At 39.6% G+C, this 24,090-nt stretch carries 9 protein-coding genes, 3 tRNA genes and 8 rRNA genes (1 of these 20 running past the window's edge); 17 read left to right on the top strand and 3 right to left on the bottom strand.

Annotated elements, in window-relative coordinates; genetic code table 11:
• From ACWJKE_RS12305 to ltrA (ACWJKE_RS12270), 8 genes are all read left to right on the top strand, one after another.
• Window positions 1-643, top strand: a 23S ribosomal RNA gene (locus tag ACWJKE_RS12305); it begins 2,283 nt to the left of the window's first position.
• Window positions 644-728: 85 nt separating this feature from the next.
• Window positions 729-845: ribosomal RNA gene (rrf, locus tag ACWJKE_RS12300) — 5S ribosomal RNA — on the top strand.
• Between the two features lie 8 nt (window positions 846-853).
• Window positions 854-930, top strand: a tRNA-Ile gene (locus ACWJKE_RS12295).
• Window positions 931-1,380: 450 nt separating this feature from the next.
• A complete protein-coding gene (ltrA, locus tag ACWJKE_RS12290; protein WP_462952630.1) occupies window positions 1,381-2,790 on the top strand; it encodes a group II intron reverse transcriptase/maturase in 1,410 nt (469 codons plus the stop codon).
• Between the two features lie 891 nt (window positions 2,791-3,681).
• A 16S ribosomal RNA gene (locus ACWJKE_RS12285) occupies window positions 3,682-5,199 on the top strand.
• 292 nt (window positions 5,200-5,491) lie between these two features.
• Window positions 5,492-8,417: ribosomal RNA gene (locus tag ACWJKE_RS12280) — 23S ribosomal RNA — on the top strand.
• 85 nt (window positions 8,418-8,502) lie between these two features.
• Window positions 8,503-8,619 (top strand): 5S ribosomal RNA (gene rrf, locus ACWJKE_RS12275).
• Together the 16S, 23S and 5S rRNA genes form the textbook arrangement of a ribosomal RNA operon.
• Before the next feature lie 456 nt (window positions 8,620-9,075).
• Window positions 9,076-10,485: a group II intron reverse transcriptase/maturase gene (gene ltrA, locus ACWJKE_RS12270; RefSeq protein WP_462952632.1), complete on the top strand. Its 1,410-nt coding sequence runs from the start codon at window positions 9,076-9,078 to the stop codon at window positions 10,483-10,485.
• A gap of 453 nt (window positions 10,486-10,938) precedes the next feature.
• On the opposite strand, the gene ACWJKE_RS12265 is transcribed toward ltrA (ACWJKE_RS12270), so the two are convergent.
• Both ACWJKE_RS12265 and ACWJKE_RS12260 read right to left on the bottom strand, forming a co-directional pair.
• On the bottom strand, window positions 10,939-12,399 hold the full coding sequence (locus ACWJKE_RS12265; protein WP_220287894.1) for an IS1182 family transposase: 1,461 nt from the start codon (window positions 12,397-12,399) through the stop codon (window positions 10,939-10,941).
• Between the two features lie 199 nt (window positions 12,400-12,598).
• Window positions 12,599-13,330, bottom strand: a complete 732-nt coding sequence (locus ACWJKE_RS12260) for an NAD-dependent protein deacylase (RefSeq protein ID WP_462958855.1) — start codon at window positions 13,328-13,330, stop codon at window positions 12,599-12,601.
• Between the two features lie 549 nt (window positions 13,331-13,879).
• Between ACWJKE_RS12260 and ACWJKE_RS12255 the strand changes: the two genes are divergently transcribed.
• The 6 genes from ACWJKE_RS12255 (at window position 13,880) to ACWJKE_RS12230 (ending at window position 19,973) form a co-directional block, all read left to right on the top strand.
• A 16S ribosomal RNA gene (locus ACWJKE_RS12255) occupies window positions 13,880-15,397 on the top strand.
• 292 nt (window positions 15,398-15,689) lie between these two features.
• A 23S ribosomal RNA gene (locus ACWJKE_RS12250) occupies window positions 15,690-18,615 on the top strand.
• Between the two features lie 116 nt (window positions 18,616-18,731).
• Window positions 18,732-18,848, top strand: a 5S ribosomal RNA gene (rrf, locus tag ACWJKE_RS12245).
• Window positions 18,849-18,853: 5 nt separating this feature from the next.
• Window positions 18,854-18,929, top strand: a tRNA-Phe gene (locus ACWJKE_RS12240).
• A 6-nt stretch (window positions 18,930-18,935) separates the two neighbouring features.
• Window positions 18,936-19,010 (top strand) — tRNA-Cys (locus ACWJKE_RS12235).
• Window positions 19,011-19,472: 462 nt separating this feature from the next.
• The gene (locus ACWJKE_RS12230; protein ID WP_165414588.1) at window positions 19,473-19,973 is read left to right on the top strand and encodes a hypothetical protein; all 501 of its coding nucleotides are present in this window, start codon (window positions 19,473-19,475) and stop codon (window positions 19,971-19,973) included.
• Between the two features lie 421 nt (window positions 19,974-20,394).
• Here the strand turns inward: ACWJKE_RS12230 and ACWJKE_RS12225 are convergent, their stop codons facing one another.
• Window positions 20,395-21,540 carry a zinc-binding metallopeptidase family protein gene (locus tag ACWJKE_RS12225; protein WP_216304504.1) on the bottom strand — a complete coding sequence of 382 codons (1,146 nt, stop codon included), beginning with the start codon at window positions 21,538-21,540 and terminating at the stop codon, window positions 20,395-20,397.
• 260 nt (window positions 21,541-21,800) lie between these two features.
• Between ACWJKE_RS12225 and ACWJKE_RS12220 the strand changes: the two genes are divergently transcribed.
• Genes ACWJKE_RS12220 through tmk form a run of 3 tightly spaced genes read left to right on the top strand, consistent with a single transcriptional unit; the run spans window position 21,801 to window position 24,088 of the window.
• Entirely contained in the window at window positions 21,801-22,013 is a 213-nt protein-coding gene (locus ACWJKE_RS12220) for a sigma factor G inhibitor Gin (RefSeq protein WP_165414586.1), read from the top strand.
• Window positions 21,992-23,440: an aminotransferase class I/II-fold pyridoxal phosphate-dependent enzyme gene (locus ACWJKE_RS12215; protein WP_220286929.1), complete on the top strand. Its 1,449-nt coding sequence runs from the start codon at window positions 21,992-21,994 to the stop codon at window positions 23,438-23,440. Before ACWJKE_RS12220 ends, ACWJKE_RS12215 begins: the two co-directional genes overlap by 22 nt.
• Window positions 23,441-23,467: 27 nt before the next feature.
• Window positions 23,468-24,088: a dTMP kinase gene (tmk, locus tag ACWJKE_RS12210; protein WP_165414584.1), complete on the top strand. Its 621-nt coding sequence runs from the start codon at window positions 23,468-23,470 to the stop codon at window positions 24,086-24,088.
• Window positions 24,089-24,090: the final 2 nt, after the last annotated feature.

Here is a 24,090-nt window from a genome sequence, read left to right as displayed (position 1 = left end):
AGTAACGGAGGCGCCCAAAGGTTCCCTCAGCGCGGTTGGAAATCGCGCGAAGAGTGCAAAGGCAGAAGGGAGCCTGACTGCGACACTTACAAGTGGAGCAGGGACGAAAGTCGGGCTTAGTGATCCGGTGGTACCTCGTGGGAGGGCCATCGCTCAACGGATAAAAGCTACCTCGGGGATAACAGGCTGATCTCCCCCAAGAGTCCACATCGACGGGGAGGTTTGGCACCTCGATGTCGGCTCGTCGCATCCTGGGGCTGAAGTAGGTCCCAAGGGTTGGGCTGTTCGCCCATTAAAGCGGCACGCGAGCTGGGTTCAGAACGTCGTGAGACAGTTCGGTCCCTATCCGTCGCGGGCGTAGGAAATTTGAAGGGAGCTGTCCTTAGTACGAGAGGACCGGGATGGACAAACCTCTGGTGCACCAGTTGTCACGCCAGTGGCATCGCTGGGTAGCTATGTTTGGAAGGGATAAACGCTGAAAGCATCTAAGCGTGAAGCCCACCCTGAGATGAGATTTCCCATAACTCGCACGTAAGTGCGGTGTTAGTAAGACTCCTGGAAGACCACCAGGTTGATAGGTTAGAGGTGTAAGCATGGTAACATGTTCAGCTGACTAATACTAATAAGTCGAGGGCTTGACCTAAATAATTAGAAATAACGCGAAGCTTCGGACGTAAGGAAGAAGACTAATTCACTGTGCAATTTTCAGAGAATATTTATATTCTCAATCTGGTGATTATGGCATGAAGGTAACACCCGTTCCCATACCGAACACGAAGGTTAAGCTTCAATGCGCCGATGGTACTGCAGGGGTGACCTTGTGGAAGAGTAGGTTGTCGCCAGGTCAATACATGGATCTTTAGCTCAGCTGGTTAGAGCTACCGGCTCATAACCGGTCGGTCCGGGGTTCGAGTCCCTGAAGGTCCACCAAATAACAGTCCTATTAGGACTGTTATTTTTATTGTGCGCCCGGCATGGGCGCAATCTAATGGGTGAAAGTCCCTAGCACGGGTTAATAGTGCCAAGTGCATAGCTTAAGACAAGGGTGTCCATCGTGAGATGGAATCTGAAGGAAGTTGGCGGCCAAACTCCGGTCTGACGAACAGAAACTACATATAAGGCATATGCTTGTGGGTAAGTTTGCAATACAAAACGAAGCCCAAAACTATTCGAAACAAGTGGTGTAAATGTAGCAGATAGATGGAGTGAAAGATTGCGTTCTTACCCGGGGAGATCTGATAGGTAAGTTGTGGATATGAATTTAGAAATAACAACCCATACAGTGATGTATGGCTGAACTATCAGAAGTCAGCAGACGTCATAGTACCATGCAAAACGCGTTAGCGTGGGAAGGACTGAACAATAGGAGGTTTTGGAATTTTGAAGGATACGAGAAAATATGATAAAAGCAGACAACTTCATAAAGAAGGCTCTCTACGAGAGAATAGAGTGGAACTCGAAGGTAATGTAGAAGTGCATAGTATTTCCTCTATGTCAGAAGAAGGAAGAAACGATGTGAATGAATATGATAATGGTTTACTCGAGCAGATATTATCGAGAGATAATATGAATAAAGCATATAAAAGAGTAAAAGCCAATAAAGGAAGTCATGGGATTGATGGTTTGACAGTAGATGAACTTCTACATTATCTAAAAGAGCATGGACAAGAATTAAGGCAATCATTATTAGAAAGTAGATATAGACCTCTAGCCGTAAGAAGGGTAGAAATACCAAAACCTGACGGTGGAATTAGGCTACTTGGAATACCTACTGTATTAGATAGAGTTATTCAACAAGCGATATCACAAACTCTAATACCAATATATGAAAAGAAATTTTCTGATAATAGTTACGGTTTTAGACCTTTAAGAAGTGGAAAACAAGCTGTTGAAAAATGTAGGGGATATATTAATGCTGGACATACATGGACGGTGAATATAGACCTTTCTAAATACTTTGATACGATAAATCATGATAAATTAATAAGGATACTATCGGAAGATATTAAAGATAGTAGAGTAATTTCTCTGATACGAAAGTATCTACAAAGTGGAGTGATGATAAATGGGGTATTTATGAATACAGAAGAAGGAGCACCTCAAGGCGGGCCTTTGTCCCCATTATTAAGTAACGTAATGTTACATGAACTCGATGTAGAACTAACAAAACGAGGACTAAACTTTTGTAGATATGCTGATGATGCGAATATATACGTCAAAAGTGAGAAATCAGCAAATAGAGTAATGAAGAGTATTACGAGATTTATTGAGGAAAAGTTAAAGCTTAGAGTGAATAAAGAAAAGAGTACAGTAGATAGACCTTGGAAACTTAAATTTTTAGGATTTTCATTTTACCGAGCAAAAGGTGAATACAGAATGAGAGTTCCTCAAAAACCTATAATCAAATTCAAAGCAAAGCTAAAAGAATTAACTTCAAGAAGTAATGCGATGAGCATGAAATATAGGTTTATGAAACTTAAGCAAGTGATAGTTGGATGGATAAATTATTTTGCTATTGCAGACATTAAAAGTATTCTTAAAACACTTGATGAATGGTTAAGGCGAAGAATTAGAATGTGTTTTTGGAAACAATGGAAAAAGATTAAAACAAAATATGGGAACCTTGTTAAATTAGGAATACCAAACAATAAAGCTTTGCAATATGCAAATACAAGGAAAGGCTATTGGAGAACATCCAATAGCCCTATATTAAACAAAACATTGACCAATAAATACCTTAAAAATATAGGATTAGTTTCTATATCTGAGACATATTTATTAAAACATTAATTTCTATTGAACCGCCGTGTACCGAACGGTATGCACGGTGGTGTGAGAGGTCGCTAAATAAATTAATTATTTAGCTCCTACTCGATTCACTAAAAATAATGGAGCTAATATATAGTTACATAATATTAAAAATGATATGGTTTTATTAACATAAATAGGCGAACACTTGTGGATAATGTGAATTCATTTGACATAACTGTTAATATTAAATGCAATATATTTATGAAAGTGAAGTTATAAAGCTAAGTTTAATATTTGAAATTTATATTTATTTATATTGAAAAAAGATTTACATATAATATTTATGTAAATCCTTTTTTTATTGAAGGATGGTATATTTCAAAAAATAATACAATCATACATATATTAATTTATATGGTTAGCTAATTATGAAATATATAGTAAAATATTTTTTTAACAAACGTTACTAAAGCAAAAATCACGCAGACACCTATTCACGTGTGTCAGCATAGTTAATTATTAGATTATTAGAGTAATATATAGCAAATTAATAATAATTCTATTATATAAATGGTAGGTTAAGTATAGAATTTTATTATTATGATAGAATACTCCTTGTAGTCACGAACGAGTAACTATAAAGATTGATAAGTTAACATTTAATATTCTAAAATGTTTAAAAGAAATGTTGACAAAATAAGAAATACCTAGTAATATAGTAGAAGTCGTCACATGATGACAAAGTAAATTGGTCTTTGAAAATTAAACAGAGAAATAGGTAAAGATAGCGAAATAATATTTCGCTAAACCAGTTAATTACTTTAGTATAAAGTAAAATTTAGTCGTAAGACTAAAAGTATGTAATGAGCTTGCGTAACAACTTAACAGTTGTCGCAGATTAATCATTTCAACTAAAAAAGTGTAAACTTTTAAATTGAGAGTTTGATCCTGGCTCAGGACGAACGCTGGCGGCGTGCCTAACACATGCAAGTCGAGCGATGAAACCTTTCGGGGTGGATTAGCGGCGGACGGGTGAGTAACACGTGGGTAACCTGCCTCAAAGAGGGGAATAGCCTCCCGAAAGGGAGATTAATACCGCATAATATGTTTTGGTCGCATGATCGAAACATCAAAGGATTTTTCTTCGGAAAATTCCACTTTGAGATGGACCCGCGGCGCATTAGCTAGTTGGTGAGGTAACGGCTCACCAAGGCGACGATGCGTAGCCGACCTGAGAGGGTGATCGGCCACATTGGAACTGAGACACGGTCCAGACTCCTACGGGAGGCAGCAGTGGGGAATATTGCGCAATGGGGGAAACCCTGACGCAGCAACGCCGCGTGAATGATGAAGGCCTTCGGGTTGTAAAGTTCTGTCTTCTGGGACGATAATGACGGTACCAGAGGAGGAAGCCACGGCTAACTACGTGCCAGCAGCCGCGGTAATACGTAGGTGGCAAGCGTTGTCCGGATTTACTGGGCGTAAAGGATGCGTAGGCGGACATTTAAGTCAGATGTGAAATACCCGAGCTTAACTTGGGTGCTGCATTTGAAACTGGGTGTCTAGAGTGCAGGAGAGGTAAGTGGAATTCCTAGTGTAGCGGTGAAATGCGTAGAGATTAGGAAGAACACCAGTGGCGAAGGCGACTTACTGGACTGTAACTGACGCTGAGGCATGAAAGCGTGGGGAGCAAACAGGATTAGATACCCTGGTAGTCCACGCCGTAAACGATGAATACTAGGTGTCGGGGGTCGAACCTCGGTGCCGCCGTTAACACATTAAGTATTCCGCCTGGGGAGTACGATCGCAAGATTAAAACTCAAAGGAATTGACGGGGGCCCGCACAAGCAGCGGAGCATGTGGTTTAATTCGAAGCAACGCGAAGAACCTTACCTAGACTTGACATCCCCTGCATAACCCAGAGATGGGCGAAGTCCTTCGGGACAGGGTGACAGGTGGTGCATGGTTGTCGTCAGCTCGTGTCGTGAGATGTTGGGTTAAGTCCCGCAACGAGCGCAACCCTTATCATTAGTTGCTACCATTAAGTTGAGCACTCTAGTGAGACTGCCCGGGTTAACCGGGAGGAAGGTGGGGATGACGTCAAATCATCATGCCCCTTATGTCTAGGGCTACACACGTGCTACAATGGTGAGTACAAAGAGATGCAAGACCGCAAGGTGGAGCCAAACTCAAAAACTCATCCCAGTTCGGATTGTAGGCTGCAACTCGCCTACATGAAGCCGGAGTTGCTAGTAATCGCGAATCAGCATGTCGCGGTGAATACGTTCCCGGGCCTTGTACACACCGCCCGTCACACCATGAGAGTTGGTAACACCCGAAGTCCGTGAGGTAACCGTAAGGAGCCAGCGGCCGAAGGTGGGATTGATGATTGGGGTGAAGTCGTAACAAGGTAGCCGTAGGAGAACCTGCGGCTGGATCACCTCCTTTCTAGGGAGTAGATGTATTGACTTCGGTCGATGCAATAGAAGAATATTAATTTGTTCTTCAAAAATATCTATTGTAATTAATCGTACCTAGTTCTCTGTTTAATTTTGAGAGACTAATTTTATCTAACTCTTAGGAGTTAGATAATGAATAGTTTTTCTTAAAATGTTCTTTGAAAATTGCACAGTGAAAAAAGTTGTTTTAAAAAAATTAAAACTACGCAAGTAGTTTATAAATTGATTTAATACAATTTCGCAAAATTAATATAACCGTCTATGTAAATAGACAGAATCAAGGTCAAGCTACAAAGGGCGCATGGCGAATGCCTTGGCACTAGGAGCCGAAGAAGGACGCGTTAAGCTGCGATAAGCTTTGGGTAGGCGCAAATAGCCTGTGATCCAAAGATTTCCGAATGGGGGAACCCACATAGTAACAACTATGTACTGCATACTGAATAAATAGGTATGCAGAGGTAGACCCGGGGAACTGAAACATCTAAGTACCCGGAGGAAGAGAAAGAAACATCGATTTCCTAAGTAGCGGCGAGCGAAAGGGAAAGAGCCCAAACCCAGGTCTTTGATCTGGGGGTTGAGGATAGATCATAAATACTGCAATTCCTTAATTGAAGATAGCTGGAAAGCTGCTCCGCAGAAGGTAATAGGCCTGTAAATGAAAAGGAAAAACAGTCAGATCTAATCCAGAGTACCACGAGACACGTGAAACCTTGTGGGAAGCTGGGAGGACCACCTCCCAAGGCTAAATACTACCTAGTGACCGATAGTGAAGAAGTACCGTGAGGGAAAGGTGAAAAGAACCCCGGAAGGGGAGTGAAATAGAACCTGAAACCGTGTGCCTACAACCGGTCGAAGCACTTTATATGTGTGACGGCGTGCTTTTTGTAGAACGAGCCAACGAGTTACGATATGTAGCAAGGTTAAGTACTTAAGGTACGGAGCCGAAGGGAAACCAAGTCTGAATAGGGCGCATAGTTGCATGTCGTAGACCCGAAACCGGGTGACCTATCCATGGCCAGGATGAAGCGGAAGTAAAATTCCGTGGAGGTCCGAACCACGTTGGTGTTGAAAAACCATGGGATGAGCTGTGGATAGCGGAGAAATTCCAATCGAACTCGGAGATAGCTGGTTCTCCTCGAAATAGCTTTAGGGCTAGCGTCGATTAATTGAGTAATGGAGGTAGAGCACTGAATGGGCTAGGGGCTGACAACAGTTACTGAACCCTATCAAACTCCGAATGCCATATACTTTTATTTCGGCAGTCAGACTGCGAATGATAAGATCCGTAGTCAAAAGGGAAACAGCCCAGACCATCAGCTAAGGTCCCAAAGTGTAAGTTAAGTGGAAAAGGATGTGGGATTTCTAAGACAACTAGGATGTTGGCTCAGAAGCAGCCACTCATTTAAAGAGTGCGTAATAGCTCACTAGTCAAGAGATCCTGCGCCGAAGATGTCCGGGGCTAAAACTTACCACCGAAGCTATGGGTGTACACAATTGTGTACGCGGTAGAGGAGCTTTCTGTACTGGCTGAAGTCATACCGTAAGGAGTGGTGGACGGTACAGAAGTGAGAATGTTGGCATGAGTAGCGAGAGTTAAGTGAGAATCTTAACGGTCGAAAACCTAAGGTTTCCTGAGGAAGGCTCGTCCTCTCAGGGTTAGTCGGGACCTAAGCCGAGGCCGAAAGGCGTAGGTGATGGACAATCGGTTGATATTCCGATACCACCAATGGACGTTATTAGAAATGGGATGACGCAGGAGGATAAGATGTGCACACTATTGGATGTGTGTCTAAGCATTTAGGCGGAGCAAGCAGGCAAATCCGTTTGCTCTTAACGCTGAGATGTGATGGGGAAGGGAATTTATTCCCGAAGTATCTGATTCCACGCTGCCAAGAAAAGTCTCTATCGAGGATATTGGTGCCCGTACCGCAAACCGACACAGGTAGGTGAGGAGAGAATCCTAAGACCATCGGAAGAATTGTTGTTAAGGAACTCGGCAAATTGACCCCGTAACTTCGGGAGAAGGGGTGCCTACGTAAGTAGGTCGCAGAGAATAGGCCCAAGCAACTGTTTAGCAAAAACACAGGTCTCTGCTAAAGCGAAAGCTGATGTATAGGGGCTGACGCCTGCCCGGTGCTGGAAGGTTAAGGGGATTACTTAGCGCAAGCGAAGGTATGAACTTAAGCCCCAGTAAACGGCGGCCGTAACTATAACGGTCCTAAGGTAGCGAAATTCCTTGTCGGGTAAGTTCCGACCCGCACGAATGGCGTAATGATTTGGGCACTGTCTCAACAACACATCCGGCGAAATTGTAGTGCAAGTGAAGATGCTTGCTACCCGCGATTGGACGGAAAGACCCCGTAGAGCTTTACTGTAGCTTAGCATTGAATTTCGGTATTGTCTGTACAGGATAGGTGGGAGACTGAGAAACATGGGCGTCAGCCTGTGTGGAGTCATCCTTGGGATACCACCCTGACAGTACTGAGGTTCTAACTGGAGGCCATGAATCTGGTCACAGGACATTGTTAGGTGGGCAGTTTGACTGGGGCGGTCGCCTCCAAAAAAGTAACGGAGGCGCCCAAAGGTTCCCTCAGCGCGGTTGGAAATCGCGCGAAGAGTGCAAAGGCAGAAGGGAGCCTGACTGCGACACTTACAAGTGGAGCAGGGACGAAAGTCGGGCTTAGTGATCCGGTGGTACCTCGTGGGAGGGCCATCGCTCAACGGATAAAAGCTACCTCGGGGATAACAGGCTGATCTCCCCCAAGAGTCCACATCGACGGGGAGGTTTGGCACCTCGATGTCGGCTCGTCGCATCCTGGGGCTGAAGTAGGTCCCAAGGGTTGGGCTGTTCGCCCATTAAAGCGGCACGCGAGCTGGGTTCAGAACGTCGTGAGACAGTTCGGTCCCTATCCGTCGCGGGCGTAGGAAATTTGAAGGGAGCTGTCCTTAGTACGAGAGGACCGGGATGGACAAACCTCTGGTGCACCAGTTGTCACGCCAGTGGCATCGCTGGGTAGCTATGTTTGGAAGGGATAAACGCTGAAAGCATCTAAGCGTGAAGCCCACCCTGAGATGAGATTTCCCATAACTCGCACGTAAGTGCGATGTTAGTAAGACTCCTGGAAGACCACCAGGTTGATAGGTTAGAGGTGTAAGCATGGTAACATGTTCAGCTGACTAATACTAATAAGTCGAGGGCTTGACCTAAATAATTAGAAATAACGCGAAGCTTCGGACGTAAGGAAGAAGACTAATTCACTGTGCAATTTTCAGAGAATATTTATATTCTCAATCTGGTGATTATGGCATGAAGGTAACACCCGTTCCCATACCGAACACGAAGGTTAAGCTTCAATGCGCCGATGGTACTGCAGGGGTGACCTTGTGGAAGAGTAGGTTGTCGCCAGGTAAGAAAAAAACCGCTAAGTTATACTTAGCGGTTTTTATTGTGCGCCCGGCATGGGCGCAATCTAATGGGTGAAAGTCCCTAGCACGGGTTAATAGTGCCAAGTGCATAGCTTAAGACAAGGGTGTCCATCGTGAGATGGAATCTGAAGGAAGTTGGCGGCCAAACTCCGGTCTGACGAACAGAAACTACATATAAGGCATATGCTTGTGGGTAAGTTTGCAATACAAAACGAAGCCCAAAACTATTCGAAACAAGTGGTGTAAATGTAGCAGATAGATGGAGTGAAAGATTGCGTTCTTACCCGGGGAGATCTGATAGGTAAGTTGTGGATATGAATTTAGAAATAACAACCCATACAGTGATGTATGGCTGAACTATCAGAAGTCAGCAGACGTCATAGTACCATGCAAAACGCGTTAGCGTGGGAAGGACTGAACAATAGGAGGTTTTGGAATTTTGAAGGATACGAGAAAATATGATAAAAGCAGACAACTTCATAAAGAAGGCTCTCTACGAGAGAATAGAGTGGAACTCGAAGGTAATGTAGAAGTGCATAGTATTTCCTCTATGTCAGAAGAAGGAAGAAACGATGTGAATGAATATGATAATGGTTTACTCGAGCAGATATTATCGAGAGATAATATGAATAAAGCATATAAAAGAGTAAAAGCCAATAAAGGAAGTCATGGGATTGATGGTTTGACAGTAGATGAACTTCTACATTATCTAAAAGAGCATGGACAAGAATTAAGGCAATCATTATTAGAAAGTAGATATAGACCTCTAGCCGTAAGAAGGGTAGAAATACCAAAACCTGACGGTGGAATTAGGCTACTTGGAATACCTACTGTATTAGATAGAGTTATTCAACAAGCGATATCACAAACTCTAATACCAATATATGAAAAGAAATTTTCTGATAATAGTTACGGTTTTAGACCTTTAAGAAGTGGAAAACAAGCTGTTGAAAAATGTAGGGGATATATTAATGCTGGACATACATGGACGGTGAATATAGACCTTTCTAAATACTTTGATACGATAAATCATGATAAATTAATAAGGATACTATCGGAAGATATTAAAGATAGTAGAGTAATTTCTCTGATACGAAAGTATCTACAAAGTGGAGTGATGATAAATGGGGTATTTATGAATACAGAAGAAGGAGCACCTCAAGGCGGGCCTTTGTCCCCATTATTAAGTAACGTAATGTTACATGAACTCGATGTAGAACTAACAAAACGAGGACTAAACTTTTGTAGATATGCTGATGATGCGAATATATACGTCAAAAGTGAGAAATCAGCAAATAGAGTAATGAAGAGTATTACGAGATTTATTGAGGAAAAGTTAAAGCTTAGAGTGAATAAAGAAAAGAGTACAGTAGATAGACCTTGGAAACTTAAATTTTTAGGATTTTCATTTTACCGAGCAAAAGGTGAATACAGAATGAGAGTTCCTCAAAAACCTATAATCAAATTCAAAGCAAAGCTAAAAGAATTAACTTCAAGAAGTAATGCGATGAGCATGAAATATAGGTTTATGAAACTTAAGCAAGTGATAGTTGGATGGATAAATTATTTTGCTATTGCAGACATTAAAAGTATTCTTAAAACACTTGATGAATGGTTAAGGCGAAGAATTAGAATGTGTTTTTGGAAACAATGGAAAAAGATTAAAACAAAATATGGGAACCTTGTTAAATTAGGAATACCAAACAATAAAGCTTTGCAACATGCAAATACAAGGAAAGGCTATTGGAGAACATCCAATAGCCCTATATTAAACAAAACATTGACCAATAAATACCTTAAAAATATAGGATTAGTTTCTATATCTGAGACATATTTATTAAAATATTAATTTCTATTGAACCGCCGTGTACCGAACGGTATGCACGGTGGTGTGAGAGGTCGCTAAATAAATTAATTATTTAGCTCCTACTCGATTGTACGCCTGAAATTGGCGCTTACCTGTCGGTGAAAGTCCGATGCGGGGGAATGGTACCAACCGTTAGATTAAGACAAGGGTGTCCACCGTGAGGTGGAATCTGGAGGAAGTCGGCAGCAAAACTCTGGATAGAAAATTGTAGGGGATATATCAATGCTGGATATACATGGGCAGTAGATAACTGCAGGGGTGACCTTGTGGAAGAGTAGGTTGTCGCCAGGTAAGAAAAAACCGCTAAGTTATACGAGGCCGCTGAAAAAAGCACTCTTTATTTAGTAGAGTTTTCAAGCTTGAATAGAAAAAGCATGAGATGTCCATATTTTGGATATCTCATGCTTTTTATTTTATAATTAAGTTTTAAAAGCCCTATTTCATGCTTTTCAACTTAATTATTCTCTTTAGATTCACAGTGAAGATTGATAATGCACCTTGCATTTGCATGCTAATTAAGCCTGACGATATTGCTACATCATAGCTATGTTGGTGCTTAAGTTCACTGTTTTTAGCCTCTATCATATAACGTTCCCTAGCTCGTTTTTTAAAATATTCACTTTTTTCGAACTCTATTTGATCTTTGTGAGTATTTGACTTTATTGAAACTGAATAAGTTTTAGATTTAGCGCCTTCTTTATAACACCCATCTTTATGAACACAATTTTTACACTTTTCTACATTAAAATAGTAGGTTAGCACTTGATTTTTACCAACATTCTTCTTTCCCTGTTTTGCTTTTTTAATAGCCATATGACCTGCCGGACATACAAATAAACCAGCATCTTTATTAAACTCAAATTCATCTTCTTTTTTTCGCATTCCTTGTGAAATTACAGGATTTAGTCTTGAAATTAATGCAATTTTATTTTCTTTTGTATATTCTAGGTTTTTCTTTTCAGAATAAGCTGTATCTCCAATTACTTCATTTACATCTATACCAGCCTCACGGCTTTTTTCTATTAAGGTTATGAGCTCCTTTCCATCACTTTTTTCGCCAGTTGTAATAACAGCTGCTGTAATTAAACGTTCTTCACTCATAGCAAGGTGTGATTTATATCCAAAAAAAGAACTATCCTCAGTTTTATGCCCCACTTTTGCATCCTCATCTTTTGATATTTTTAGATTTTCTAAGTCATCATTAATAGCTTCCATTAAGTAGTTTAATTTAGTTTTCACAGCTGGATTTGCTGCAGTTTCTGGCTTCTCGTTTATGGTATCAATTAATAATTTGCAGTACTCAAGAATATCTTCAAGTACTCCAGTTGTAACTTTATTAGGTAACTCTTCTTTAATACCAGGATGTACTCCGTACAATGTTTTTCTTAAGTTTTTTGCACGTTTCAATAATTCCTCGCTTGCTGACTTTTGGTTATAACGTGACTTGGTATGCGTAGCATCAACTATTATTGCTTTACTTTTTAAAACTCCCTCTTTTATAGCAAGTTCTACAGTCTTGTTTATTAATAAATCCAATAAATTCATGTCTTTAAGGCGAAGCTTTCTAAATTTAGTTAGTGTACTTGAGTTTATTAAATTTGTTTCTTCTGGGGCTAAATTTAGAAAATATTTAAAGGACATGTCATAAAGAGTTCTTTCAACAACATCTTCATCAGACAATTCATATATTACTTTCAAAAGTAAATATTTAAATAGCATTATGGGGTTAATAGCACCTCTACCCATAGATGAACTATAGTTAATCATCAATTCGTCATAAACAAATGAAAAGTCAACAAGGTCATTAATTTGCTTTAAAATGTTATCTTTCGGAATAATTAACGAATATAAGCTATGGTATGTATTTATTTTTATTTCCAATTGTCCTTTTAGCATAATAGTTTAGCCCCTTTTATTTTATTCTACTATACTAATTCGACATATCTTTTAAAATTCCTTTTTGTTTTTTAGTCTTTTATATAAAAAAATCGCCATCTTTAATTAGATGACGATTTTTTTATATAGTTTTTCAGTGGCCTCAGTTATACTTAGCGGTTTTTATTTGGTTAAAAAACTGAATTTATATTCGACTAAATTAAAATTTACATACTGTACTTAAAACTTTACCTATGCTATCATGAATTACTAAATTTGCTTGTTTGTCGTAAGGGGTAGAAGACTTGTTAATAAGAATTAAATTATTTCCTCTGAAATATTTTATAAGATTTGCAGCGGGATATACCACAAGAGAAGTGCCACCCACAATCAGTGTATCAGCAATACTTATCGATTTAATAGAGCTGTTTAAGACAGACATATCTAAACTTTCATCATAAAGAACTACATCTGGTTTAATAATACCACCACAGACATTACAGTTAGGAACTATGGTTTTACTATTTAACACATAATCTAAGTTAAAAAATTTATTGCATTTCATACAGTAATTTTTATGTATAGATCCATGAAGTTCGTATACAGTTTTGGATCCTGCCATTTGATGCAAACCATCAATATTTTGAGTGATTATAGCTTTTAATTTATTCTTTTCTTCTAGGGTAGATAATGCAATATGCGCATCATTGGGAATTGCATCTTCAAAAATCATGTTGGATTTATAAAATTTAAAAAAGTCCTCGGTATGATTTATAAAAAAAGAATGACTTAAAATAACTTCAGGAGGAAATTTCAAATCAGTTTCTATATTATATAGACCCTTTGCAGAACGGAAATCAGGAATACAACTTTCTGTAGATACGACTGCACCTCCAAAAAAAACTATACTAGCAGTGTTTTTTATAATTGTTTTTAATAATCTATAGCACATAAGCTCAACTCCTTAACTATAGTATAACAGTCTAAAAAAGTTAGTTGTTGTTAATAAGAAAATAAAATATAATAGGAACTTCAAAATCTACAAATATAGTTAAAAAACTATATACTTATCCTAGTGTATCAATATGTGATATTATTAGAATTAATAGTGAATAGTGGAGAGAAATGAGAATAAATTGAATATATGAGCCATAATTCAAATATACGATTATTTTGTTGTGTTAAAATAATTCTTGTCGTCGAAAGAAAGTGATGATGTCGGGTTTGAGGATGTTAACATATAAAAAAGTGTTGACAAAATTAAAACTAAACAGTAAAATAGTAGAAGTCGTCACATGACGGTAGATACGAATAACAAATTGGTCTTTGAAAATTAAACAGAGAAATAGGTAAAGATAGCGAAATAATATTTCGTTAAACCAGTTAATTACTTTAGTATAAAGTAAAATTTAGTCGTAAGACTAAAAGTATGTAATGAGCTTGCGTAACAACTTAACAGTTGTCGCAGATTAATCATTTCAACTAAAAAAGTGTAAACTTTTAAATTGAGAGTTTGATCCTGGCTCAGGACGAACGCTGGCGGCGTGCCTAACACATGCAAGTCGAGCGATGAAACCTTTCGGGGTGGATTAGCGGCGGACGGGTGAGTAACACGTGGGTAACCTGCCTCAAAGAGGGGAATAGCCTCCCGAAAGGGAGATTAATACCGCATAATATGTTTTGGTCGCATGATCGAAACATCAAAGGATTTTTCTTCGGAAAATTCCACTTTGAGATGGACCCGCGGCGCATTAGCTAGTTGGTGAGGTAACGGCTCACCAAGGCGACGATGCGTAGCCGACCTGAGAGGGTGATCGGCCACATTGGAACTGAGACACGGTCCAGACTCCTACGGGAGGCAGCAGTGGGGAATATTGCGCAATGGGGGAAACCCTGACGCAGCAACGCCGCGTGAATGATGAAGGCCTTCGGGTTGTAAAGTTCTGTCTTCTGGGACGATAATGACGGTACCAGAGGAGGAAGCCACGGCTAACTACGTGCCAGCAGCCGCGGTAATACGTAGGTGGCAAGCGTTGTCCGGATTTACTGGGCGTAAAGGATGCGTAGGCGGACATTTAAGTCAGATGTGAAATACCCGAGCTTAACTTGGGTGCTGCATTTGAAACTGGGTGTCTAGAGTGCAGGAGAGGTAAGTGGAATTCCTAGTGTAGCGGTGAAATGCGTAGAGATTAGGAAGAACACCAGTGGCGAAGGCGACTTACTGGACTGTAACTGACGCTGAGGCATGAAAGCGTGGGGAGCAAACAGGATTAGATACCCTGGTAGTCCACGCCGTAAACGATGAATACTAGGTGTCGGGGGTCGAACCTCGGTGCCGCCGTTAACACATTAAGTATTCCGCCTGGGGAGTACGATCGCAAGATTAAAACTCAAAGGAATTGACGGGGGCCCGCACAAGCAGCGGAGCATGTGGTTTAATTCGAAGCAACGCGAAGAACCTTACCTAGACTTGACATCCCCTGCATAACCCAGAGATGGGCGAAGTCCTTCGGGACAGGGTGACAGGTGGTGCATGGTTGTCGTCAGCTCGTGTCGTGAGATGTTGGGTTAAGTCCCGCAACGAGCGCAACCCTTATCATTAGTTGCTACCATTAAGTTGAGCACTCTAGTGAGACTGCCCGGGTTAACCGGGAGGAAGGTGGGGATGACGTCAAATCATCATGCCCCTTATGTCTAGGGCTACACACGTGCTACAATGGTGAGTACAAAGAGATGCAAGACCGCAAGGTGGAGCCAAACTCAAAAACTCATCCCAGTTCGGATTGTAGGCTGCAACTCGCCTACATGAAGCCGGAGTTGCTAGTAATCGCGAATCAGCATGTCGCGGTGAATACGTTCCCGGGCCTTGTACACACCGCCCGTCACACCATGAGAGTTGGTAACACCCGAAGTCCGTGAGGTAACCGTAAGGAGCCAGCGGCCGAAGGTGGGATTGATGATTGGGGTGAAGTCGTAACAAGGTAGCCGTAGGAGAACCTGCGGCTGGATCACCTCCTTTCTAGGGAGTAGATGTATTGACTTCGGTCGATGCAATAGAAGAATATTAATTTGTTCTTCAAAAATATCTATTGTAATTAATCGTACCTAGTTCTCTGTTTAATTTTGAGAGACTAATTTTATCTAACTCTTAGGAGTTAGATAATGAATAGTTTTTCTTAAAATGTTCTTTGAAAATTGCACAGTGAAAAAAGTTGTTTTAAAAAAATTAAAACTACGCAAGTAGTTTATAAATTAATTTAATACAATTTCGCAAAATTAATATAACCGTCTATGTAAATAGACAGAATCAAGGTCAAGCTACAAAGGGCGCATGGCGAATGCCTTGGCACTAGGAGCCGAAGAAGGACGCGTTAAGCTGCGATAAGCTTTGGGTAGGCGCAAATAGCCTGTGATCCAAAGATTTCCGAATGGGGGAACCCACATAGTAACAACTATGTACTGCATACTGAATAAATAGGTATGCAGAGGTAGACCCGGGGAACTGAAACATCTAAGTACCCGGAGGAAGAGAAAGAAACATCGATTTCCTAAGTAGCGGCGAGCGAAAGGGAAAGAGCCCAAACCCAGGTCTTTGATCTGGGGGTTGAGGATAGATCATAAATACTGCAATTCCTTAATTGAAGATAGCTGGAAAGCTGCTCCGCAGAAGGTAATAGGCCTGTAAATGAAAAGGAAAAACAGTCAGATCTAATCCAGAGTACCACGAGACACGTGAAACCTTGTGGGAAGCTGGGAGGACCACCTCCCAAGGCTAAATACTACCTAGTGACCGATAGTGAAGAAGTACCGTGAGGGAAAGGTGAAAAGAACCCCGGAAGGGGAGTGAAATAGAACCTGAAACCGTGTGCCTACAACCGGTCGAAGCACTTTATATGTGTGACGGCGTGCTTTTTGTAGAACGAGCCAACGAGTTACGATATGTAGCAAGGTTAAGTACTTAAGGTACGGAGCCGAAGGGAAACCAAGTCTGAATAGGGCGCATAGTTGCATGTCGTAGACCCGAAACCGGGTGACCTATCCATGGCCAGGATGAAGCGGAAGTAAAATTCCGTGGAGGTCCGAACCACGTTGGTGTTGAAAAACCATGGGATGAGCTGTGGATAGCGGAGAAATTCCAATCGAACTCGGAGATAGCTGGTTCTCCTCGAAATAGCTTTAGGGCTAGCGTCGATTAATTGAGTAATGGAGGTAGAGCACTGAATGGGCTAGGGGCTGACAACAGTTACTGAACCCTATCAAACTCCGAATGCCATATACTTTTATTTCGGCAGTCAGACTGCGAATGATAAGATCCGTAGTCAAAAGGGAAACAGCCCAGACCATCAGCTAAGGTCCCAAAGTGTAAGTTAAGTGGAAAAGGATGTGGGATTTCTAAGACAACTAGGATGTTGGCTCAGAAGCAGCCACTCATTTAAAGAGTGCGTAATAGCTCACTAGTCAAGAGATCCTGCGCCGAAGATGTCCGGGGCTAAAACTTACCACCGAAGCTATGGGTGTACACAATTGTGTACGCGGTAGAGGAGCTTTCTGTACTGGCTGAAGTCATACCGTAAGGAGTGGTGGACGGTACAGAAGTGAGAATGTTGGCATGAGTAGCGAGAGTTAAGTGAGAATCTTAACGGTCGAAAACCTAAGGTTTCCTGAGGAAGGCTCGTCCTCTCAGGGTTAGTCGGGACCTAAGCCGAGGCCGAAAGGCGTAGGTGATGGACAATCGGTTGATATTCCGATACCACCAATGGACGTTATTAGAAATGGGATGACGCAGGAGGATAAGATGTGCACACTATTGGATGTGTGTCTAAGCATTTAGGCGGAGCAGACAGGCAAATCCGTTTGCTCTTAACGCTGAGATGTGATGGGGAAGGGAATTTATTCCTGAAGTATCTGATTCCACGCTGCCAAGAAAAGTCTCTATCGAGGATATTGGTGCCCGTACCGCAAACCGACACAGGTAGGTGAGGAGAGAATCCTAAGACCATCGGAAGAATTGTTGTTAAGGAACTCGGCAAATTGACCCCGTAACTTCGGGAGAAGGGGTGCCTACGTAAGTAGGTCGCAGAGAATAGGCCCAAGCAACTGTTTAGCAAAAACACAGGTCTCTGCTAAAGCGAAAGCTGATGTATAGGGGCTGACGCCTGCCCGGTGCTGGAAGGTTAAGGGGATTACTTAGCGCAAGCGAAGGTATGAACTTAAGCCCCAGTAAACGGCGGCCGTAACTATAACGGTCCTAAGGTAGCGAAATTCCTTGTCGGGTAAGTTCCGACCCGCACGAATGGCGTAATGATTTGGGCACTGTCTCAACAACACATCCGGCGAAATTGTAGTGCAAGTGAAGATGCTTGCTACCCGCGATTGGACGGAAAGACCCCGTAGAGCTTTACTGTAGCTTAGCATTGAATTTCGGTATTGTCTGTACAGGATAGGTGGGAGACTGAGAAACATGGGCGTCAGCCTGTGTGGAGTCATCCTTGGGATACCACCCTGACAGTACTGAGGTTCTAACTGGAGGCCATGAATCTGGTCACAGGACATTGTTAGGTGGGCAGTTTGACTGGGGCGGTCGCCTCCAAAAAAGTAACGGAGGCGCCCAAAGGTTCCCTCAGCGCGGTTGGAAATCGCGCGAAGAGTGCAAAGGCAGAAGGGAGCCTGACTGCGACACTTACAAGTGGAGCAGGGACGAAAGTCGGGCTTAGTGATCCGGTGGTACCTCGTGGGAGGGCCATCGCTCAACGGATAAAAGCTACCTCGGGGATAACAGGCTGATCTCCCCCAAGAGTCCACATCGACGGGGAGGTTTGGCACCTCGATGTCGGCTCGTCGCATCCTGGGGCTGAAGTAGGTCCCAAGGGTTGGGCTGTTCGCCCATTAAAGCGGCACGCGAGCTGGGTTCAGAACGTCGTGAGACAGTTCGGTCCCTATCCGTCGCGGGCGTAGGAAATTTGAAGGGAGCTGTCCTTAGTACGAGAGGACCGGGATGGACAAACCTCTGGTGCACCAGTTGTCACGCCAGTGGCATCGCTGGGTAGCTATGTTTGGAAGGGATAAACGCTGAAAGCATCTAAGCGTGAAGCCCACCCTGAGATGAGATTTCCCATAACTCGCACGTAAGTGCGGTGTTAGTAAGACTCCTGGAAGACCACCAGGTTGATAGGTTAGAGGTGTAAGCATGGTAACATGTTCAGCTGACTAATACTAATAAGTCGAGGGCTTGACCTAAATATATAATTAAAAGTAATGCGAAATACTTCTTTCGTAAGAAAGAAGCGAGGCTTTGAGCGTGAGCGAAAAGACTAATTCACTGTGCAATTTTCAGAGAATATTTATATTCTCAATCTGGTGATTATGGCATGAAGGTAACACCCGTTCCCATACCGAACACGAAGGTTAAGCTTCAATGCGCCGATGGTACTGCAGGGGTGACCTTGTGGAAGAGTAGGTTGTCGCCAGGTAATGTGGCTGGATAGCTCAGTCGGTAGAGCAGAGGACTGAAAATCCTCGTGTCCCTGGTTCGATTCCTGGTCTAGCCACCAAGTTATGGCGCTATAGCCAAGCGGTAAGGTCAAGGTCTGCAAAACCTTTATTCCCCGGTTCAAATCCGGGTGGCGCCTCCAAAACACTTTGTAAATATTACAAAGTGTTTTTTTTGTGGTGTGCCCAGCAGGCTTGTGGAGCCAATAGGCTGAGAAGGGTCTATCTAACCTAACTAACGGAGGGTTGTACAATAAATATTTGAACCTAATTACACGATGTCTACCTACTTCATTATTTGTTATAGTAAATGGTAAAGTTTTGCTTATTTTAGATATGCTCAGTTAATTTTTTAGTGGATATAAATAAATAAAATATCTATAACTTTTATTTAAATTAAGAAATATAGCGAAAAAGCTAGAAATACCTATATTGATACATATGGATTAGTATAAATAACATATATGGGCATATATTATGGTATACGCACTATAGGGAGCTTAGTACAAGTAGATTAATATATGAAATGCTAGTATAATCACATATGTTGGTCACAAAACTATTTATATCTAGTATTTTTAATTGATTTAGGGGGTCTGGCTTTTATGTATAAAGAGATGGTTCAAAGAAAAAAGTTTCCAGCTATAGTATTGTTATTTATTACATTAATTGTATTTATATGCTTATCAGACGTATTCACTAAAGTAAGTATAGGCAGAATAAATATTAAGACGTTTGTAACTATGTTCTTTAATACACTAATGATTGCTCTTTGCTATATGGAGTTTTCAAAATGTAAGGTTAAGTATAAGTATTCAATCGTAGCAGATCAATTCATTATCCATAAGATAAAAGGTGAAGAGGTTAAAATACTAGAAGATATTAAATTAAAGGATATAGATTATATTGGTAAATATAAAAACTACAGTGCAGGTGTTCATATTAGTAGCAGTAAAAAGTATATTTGTTCTACGTTTATTGGGAGTAAGTTTTGTTGTATATATAAAGTAGGAGATAACTTTAAAAAATTTTATTTTGAGCCTAGTGATGGGTTTATGAATAAAATTAAATTACTAAAAGAAAAAGCATATTTTAAAAATAAATAATAGATATATATAAGAAGTATAATTGAGTTATGATTATACTTCTTTTTTATATGTGCCAGGCAGGGAATTAACTAGGTTGTGAAAGTCCACTGTGTGGGTCTGTAGTTGCCGATCACTAGCTGAAGGAGGCCCTAGGTAGGGTTCCAACCTAAGGAATACGAATATTTAATGGATAATACTGTATTATTTGTAGAAAAAGAAACTATTTATTAAAGTAAAGGGTGAGAAAACAAAGGTAGACCGAGTATGGAAATTAAGTTTCTTGAGCTTTCATTTTATAGGTCCAAAGATTAAGTTAGGGTGTAGAATACATCCAAAATCTATTGCCAAGATGAGAAAGGGCTATTGGAGAATCTCCAACAGCCCAATTATGAGTCGCTCATTAACAAATGATACTTTAAAGAAACGTTTTAATTGCATATTATTTTAATTCAAGTCCAATTTCTTTTAATAACTCTTCTTTCTCAATAATATCGAGGCCTGTTAAGGCAAGAGCTTCTGCAGCTTTTATCATATTATTTTTACAAAAATCTGTTTGAGTTTCTAGAGCAAATGCAGGTGAGGGGCAACTCAACGAGGAATCTTCTGTAATAGATATGGATGGATATATGCATGGAGTAATATGACTTATAGAACCTATTCCCAGACCATATAGAGTATTTTTACAACAAGCAATATCGATGATGCCGCATTCTTTTAAGTTGTGTGTAAATATTCTTGATAAAGATTTATTTGTCAAAAGCTCTTGTGAAGGCAATTCAAATATGCTTATTTCTCCGGTTATATTCATTATTTGAGATAGTGATTGAATAAAGGTTACAATAGTTTTTTCTAGAGATTTAGCTTCTTTTAGGCTAGGAGCTTTTAAATAAAATTTGGCCTCTGATTCAGAAAATTCATTAATGCGCGAAGAGGCATTTTCTATAGAAATGCTATCAATAAAATACCTGTTGTGCAATCCTTTTAATAATTGACTTAATGTATTAAGTATAAATAAATAGGAATCCAAAGATGAAAGGTTACTAAGAGCTTCATTGTTATTATTAATAGTTTGGGTACATTTAAGTTTAAGTGGAATTGTAGCCATGGAGGTGCCGCTTTCCGCATTGCTTGTATCACAGTGAGGAGCAATAATAACATCCATATCATCAAAACATTTTTCCTTTGCTAAAGCTAATTCTGCGCCGTTTGTGTACTCGCCTGGGCATCCTAATAGAAGTACACTTCCACCGCTTTTAGATATTACTTTTGATAATCCTAATGCTGCCGCAATAGAAATGCTAGCATTCACGTTATTACCAAAAATATGACCTACATTTTCAGTAGACGTGTATTTGCATATATAGCATATCTTAGGGTGGCCATTTCCATATTGAGCATAAAAAGAAGTAGGAATATTACAATAATTTTCTTGTATTTCAAAACCATGAGCTTTTAACATATTTATTATGTAAGAATAACCTTTATACTCTTTATAACTCGTTTCTGGATTAGTATAAAGATAATTAGATAAATTGTGGATATCTTCTTTTATACTGCTTATATAACTTATAATTTCTTGTTTCATAGCCTTCGCTCCTTTCAAAATGTTCATACCTATTAACACATTTAGTATAACCAAAGGTACATAAATATATTGATAATAATAAATAATATTTTATAAGTTTAAATAATAATTTTATATAGCTATTTATGGCATAAAATGTAGATAAATATATTTTAAATTATTAAGTGGACAAAATAAGAAACCGTACTTAGTTGAATAAAATATAGTATAAGAGGCTATACTGTAGGTAATTTTTAATTAGCAAGTTTAAGGGGGAAATTATGAAAAAAGAAAAATGTATTATATGTAGAAAGCCTCTAAATGATGGTATAATAATAAATGGAAGAGGGATTTGCAATAATTGCGAAGGAAGAATTATAGAATCAAAGGCTAATACTGATTTTTATGAATATTACAAGAACTGTATAAGAAAGACTTTGGTGCAGTTTATACCAAGAGGAGTGACTAAGGATTGTCAAGATTACCACTTGTAGATGGAGTGTTAAAATATATAAAAGAAAAAAATGTTTCCTTTTGTATGCCAGGGCATAAGGGAGGGCTTGGTTTTTTTAAAACGATAAGAGGCAAGGAGCTTTACGAAAATTTTATAAAGGGAGATATTACTGAGGTCGATGGACTAGATAATCTCCACCATGCAGAAGGAATAATTAAAGAGTCTCAACAGTTATTGAGTGAATACTATGGAAGTATTAAATCTTATTTTCTAGTGAATGGTAGTACTAGTGGGAACTTAGCTATGATTTTTTCATCCTTCAATGAGGGTGACAAAATCATTGTAGAGAGAAATTGTCATCGCTCGATATTTAATGCCATTATTATGAGAAAACTAAAGCCAGTATATATTAAAAATGAAATTCATCCAAAATATGATGTTCCTTTTCCTTTAGATAAGGAGCATTTTTCCACTTTAATTAATGAAAATAAAGATGCTAAAGGGATTATTGTTACCTACCCTAATTATTATGGTATATGCTTTGATTTATCATACATTACTCAAATTGCTAGAAAATATAATATTAAGGTATTAGTAGATGCCGCTCATGGTGCGCATTTTGGTGCCAATAAGTTATTACCCGAAAACCCTTTGAAAATGGGAGTTAATATGGTAGTTATGAGTGCGCATAAAACTCTACCTAGCCTAACGCAAACAGCTTTTTTACATGTAGGAAAAGGCACGGATATCAGTAAGGTAGATTTCTATGCAAGTGCCTTTTTAAGTACAAGTCCATCTTATATGCTTTTATGTTCTATGGATTATGCAAGATTTTATCTTCAAGAGTGTGGTGAAAATGATTATGAAGAGTTAATTAAAATATGTAAATTTAATAGAGAGAGAATCAATAGATTAGGCAAATTTCACATTATAGGTGAGGAAGATTTATTAGTTGTATCAGAGAATTCCACTAAATATGATAATAAGTATACTATGGATTTAACTAGATATATATTAAATGTACCTAAGGGGTATAGTGGACATAAGTTATTAGAATATTTAAGAATAAACAATATTCAAGCTGAAATGAGTGATAGTAGAAATGTAGTTTTAATATTTTCACCCTTTAATAATCAGCAGGATTTTGAAGTGTTATACATAGCCCTGAAAAACTGTGATATGAACAATTTAAAGGGGAAATATGTAGAATTAATAGATTATGGTATGCCAATGCCAATTATGTACCCATATGAAGTAATGGATAGAGAAAAAACTATGGTAGAGTTAAAAAATTCACAGGGGAAAATAAGTGCAGTAGCAATAGTTCCATATCCACCAGGAATACCTATTGTAATGCCTGGAGAAAGACTAGATGAGGATACTATAGCTGTTATAGAATATTACTTGCAATGCAATGTAACAGTACTTGGAATTAATGATGGGAAAGTAGCAACAGTAGAAAAATAGACTATTAATATTGGTGGAGGGGATTGAATGGAAAGAGGGCGTCTAATAGCACTAGAAGGCCCAGATGGTTCAGGGAAAACTACTCAAATACAATTACTAGAAAAGCATCTAAAAGAATTGGGATTTGAAGTAGTAAGAACTAGGGAACCGGGTGGCACAGAAATTAGTGAGAAAATCAGAGAAATAATATTGGATAATGATAATTGTAATATGAGTTATATGTGCGAGGCATTACTCTATGCTGCGTCTAGGGCTCAACTAGTTAGCGAGGTTATAAAGCCAGCCTTAGACATGGGTAAGATAGTTATATGCGACCGTTTTGTATATTCTTCAATGGTGTATCAAGGCATTGGCCGCGGACTCGGATTGGAAAGAATAAAGAGCATGAATGAAGCCGCTTTAGATGGATTAGAAGCAGATTTAATATTTATGATTACTATCCCATATGAAGAAGGATTAAATCGAAAAAAAATGCAAAAGACTTTAGATCGTTTAGAAAATGGCGGGAATGAATTTCATAAAAAAGTTTTTGAAGGTTACTTAGAAATTTGTAGGAAATATGGTAAAATAGAAGTAATAGATGGTAATAGGAATGTAGATGAAATACATAAAGATATAATAAACAGAATAAAAAAAATAAAATTATAAAA

The sequence above is a fragment of the Clostridium sp. CM036 genome (assembly GCF_055081135.1).
The sequence above is the reverse complement of the archived record's forward strand: the minus strand, read 5'-3'. Positions and strand labels throughout refer to the sequence as shown.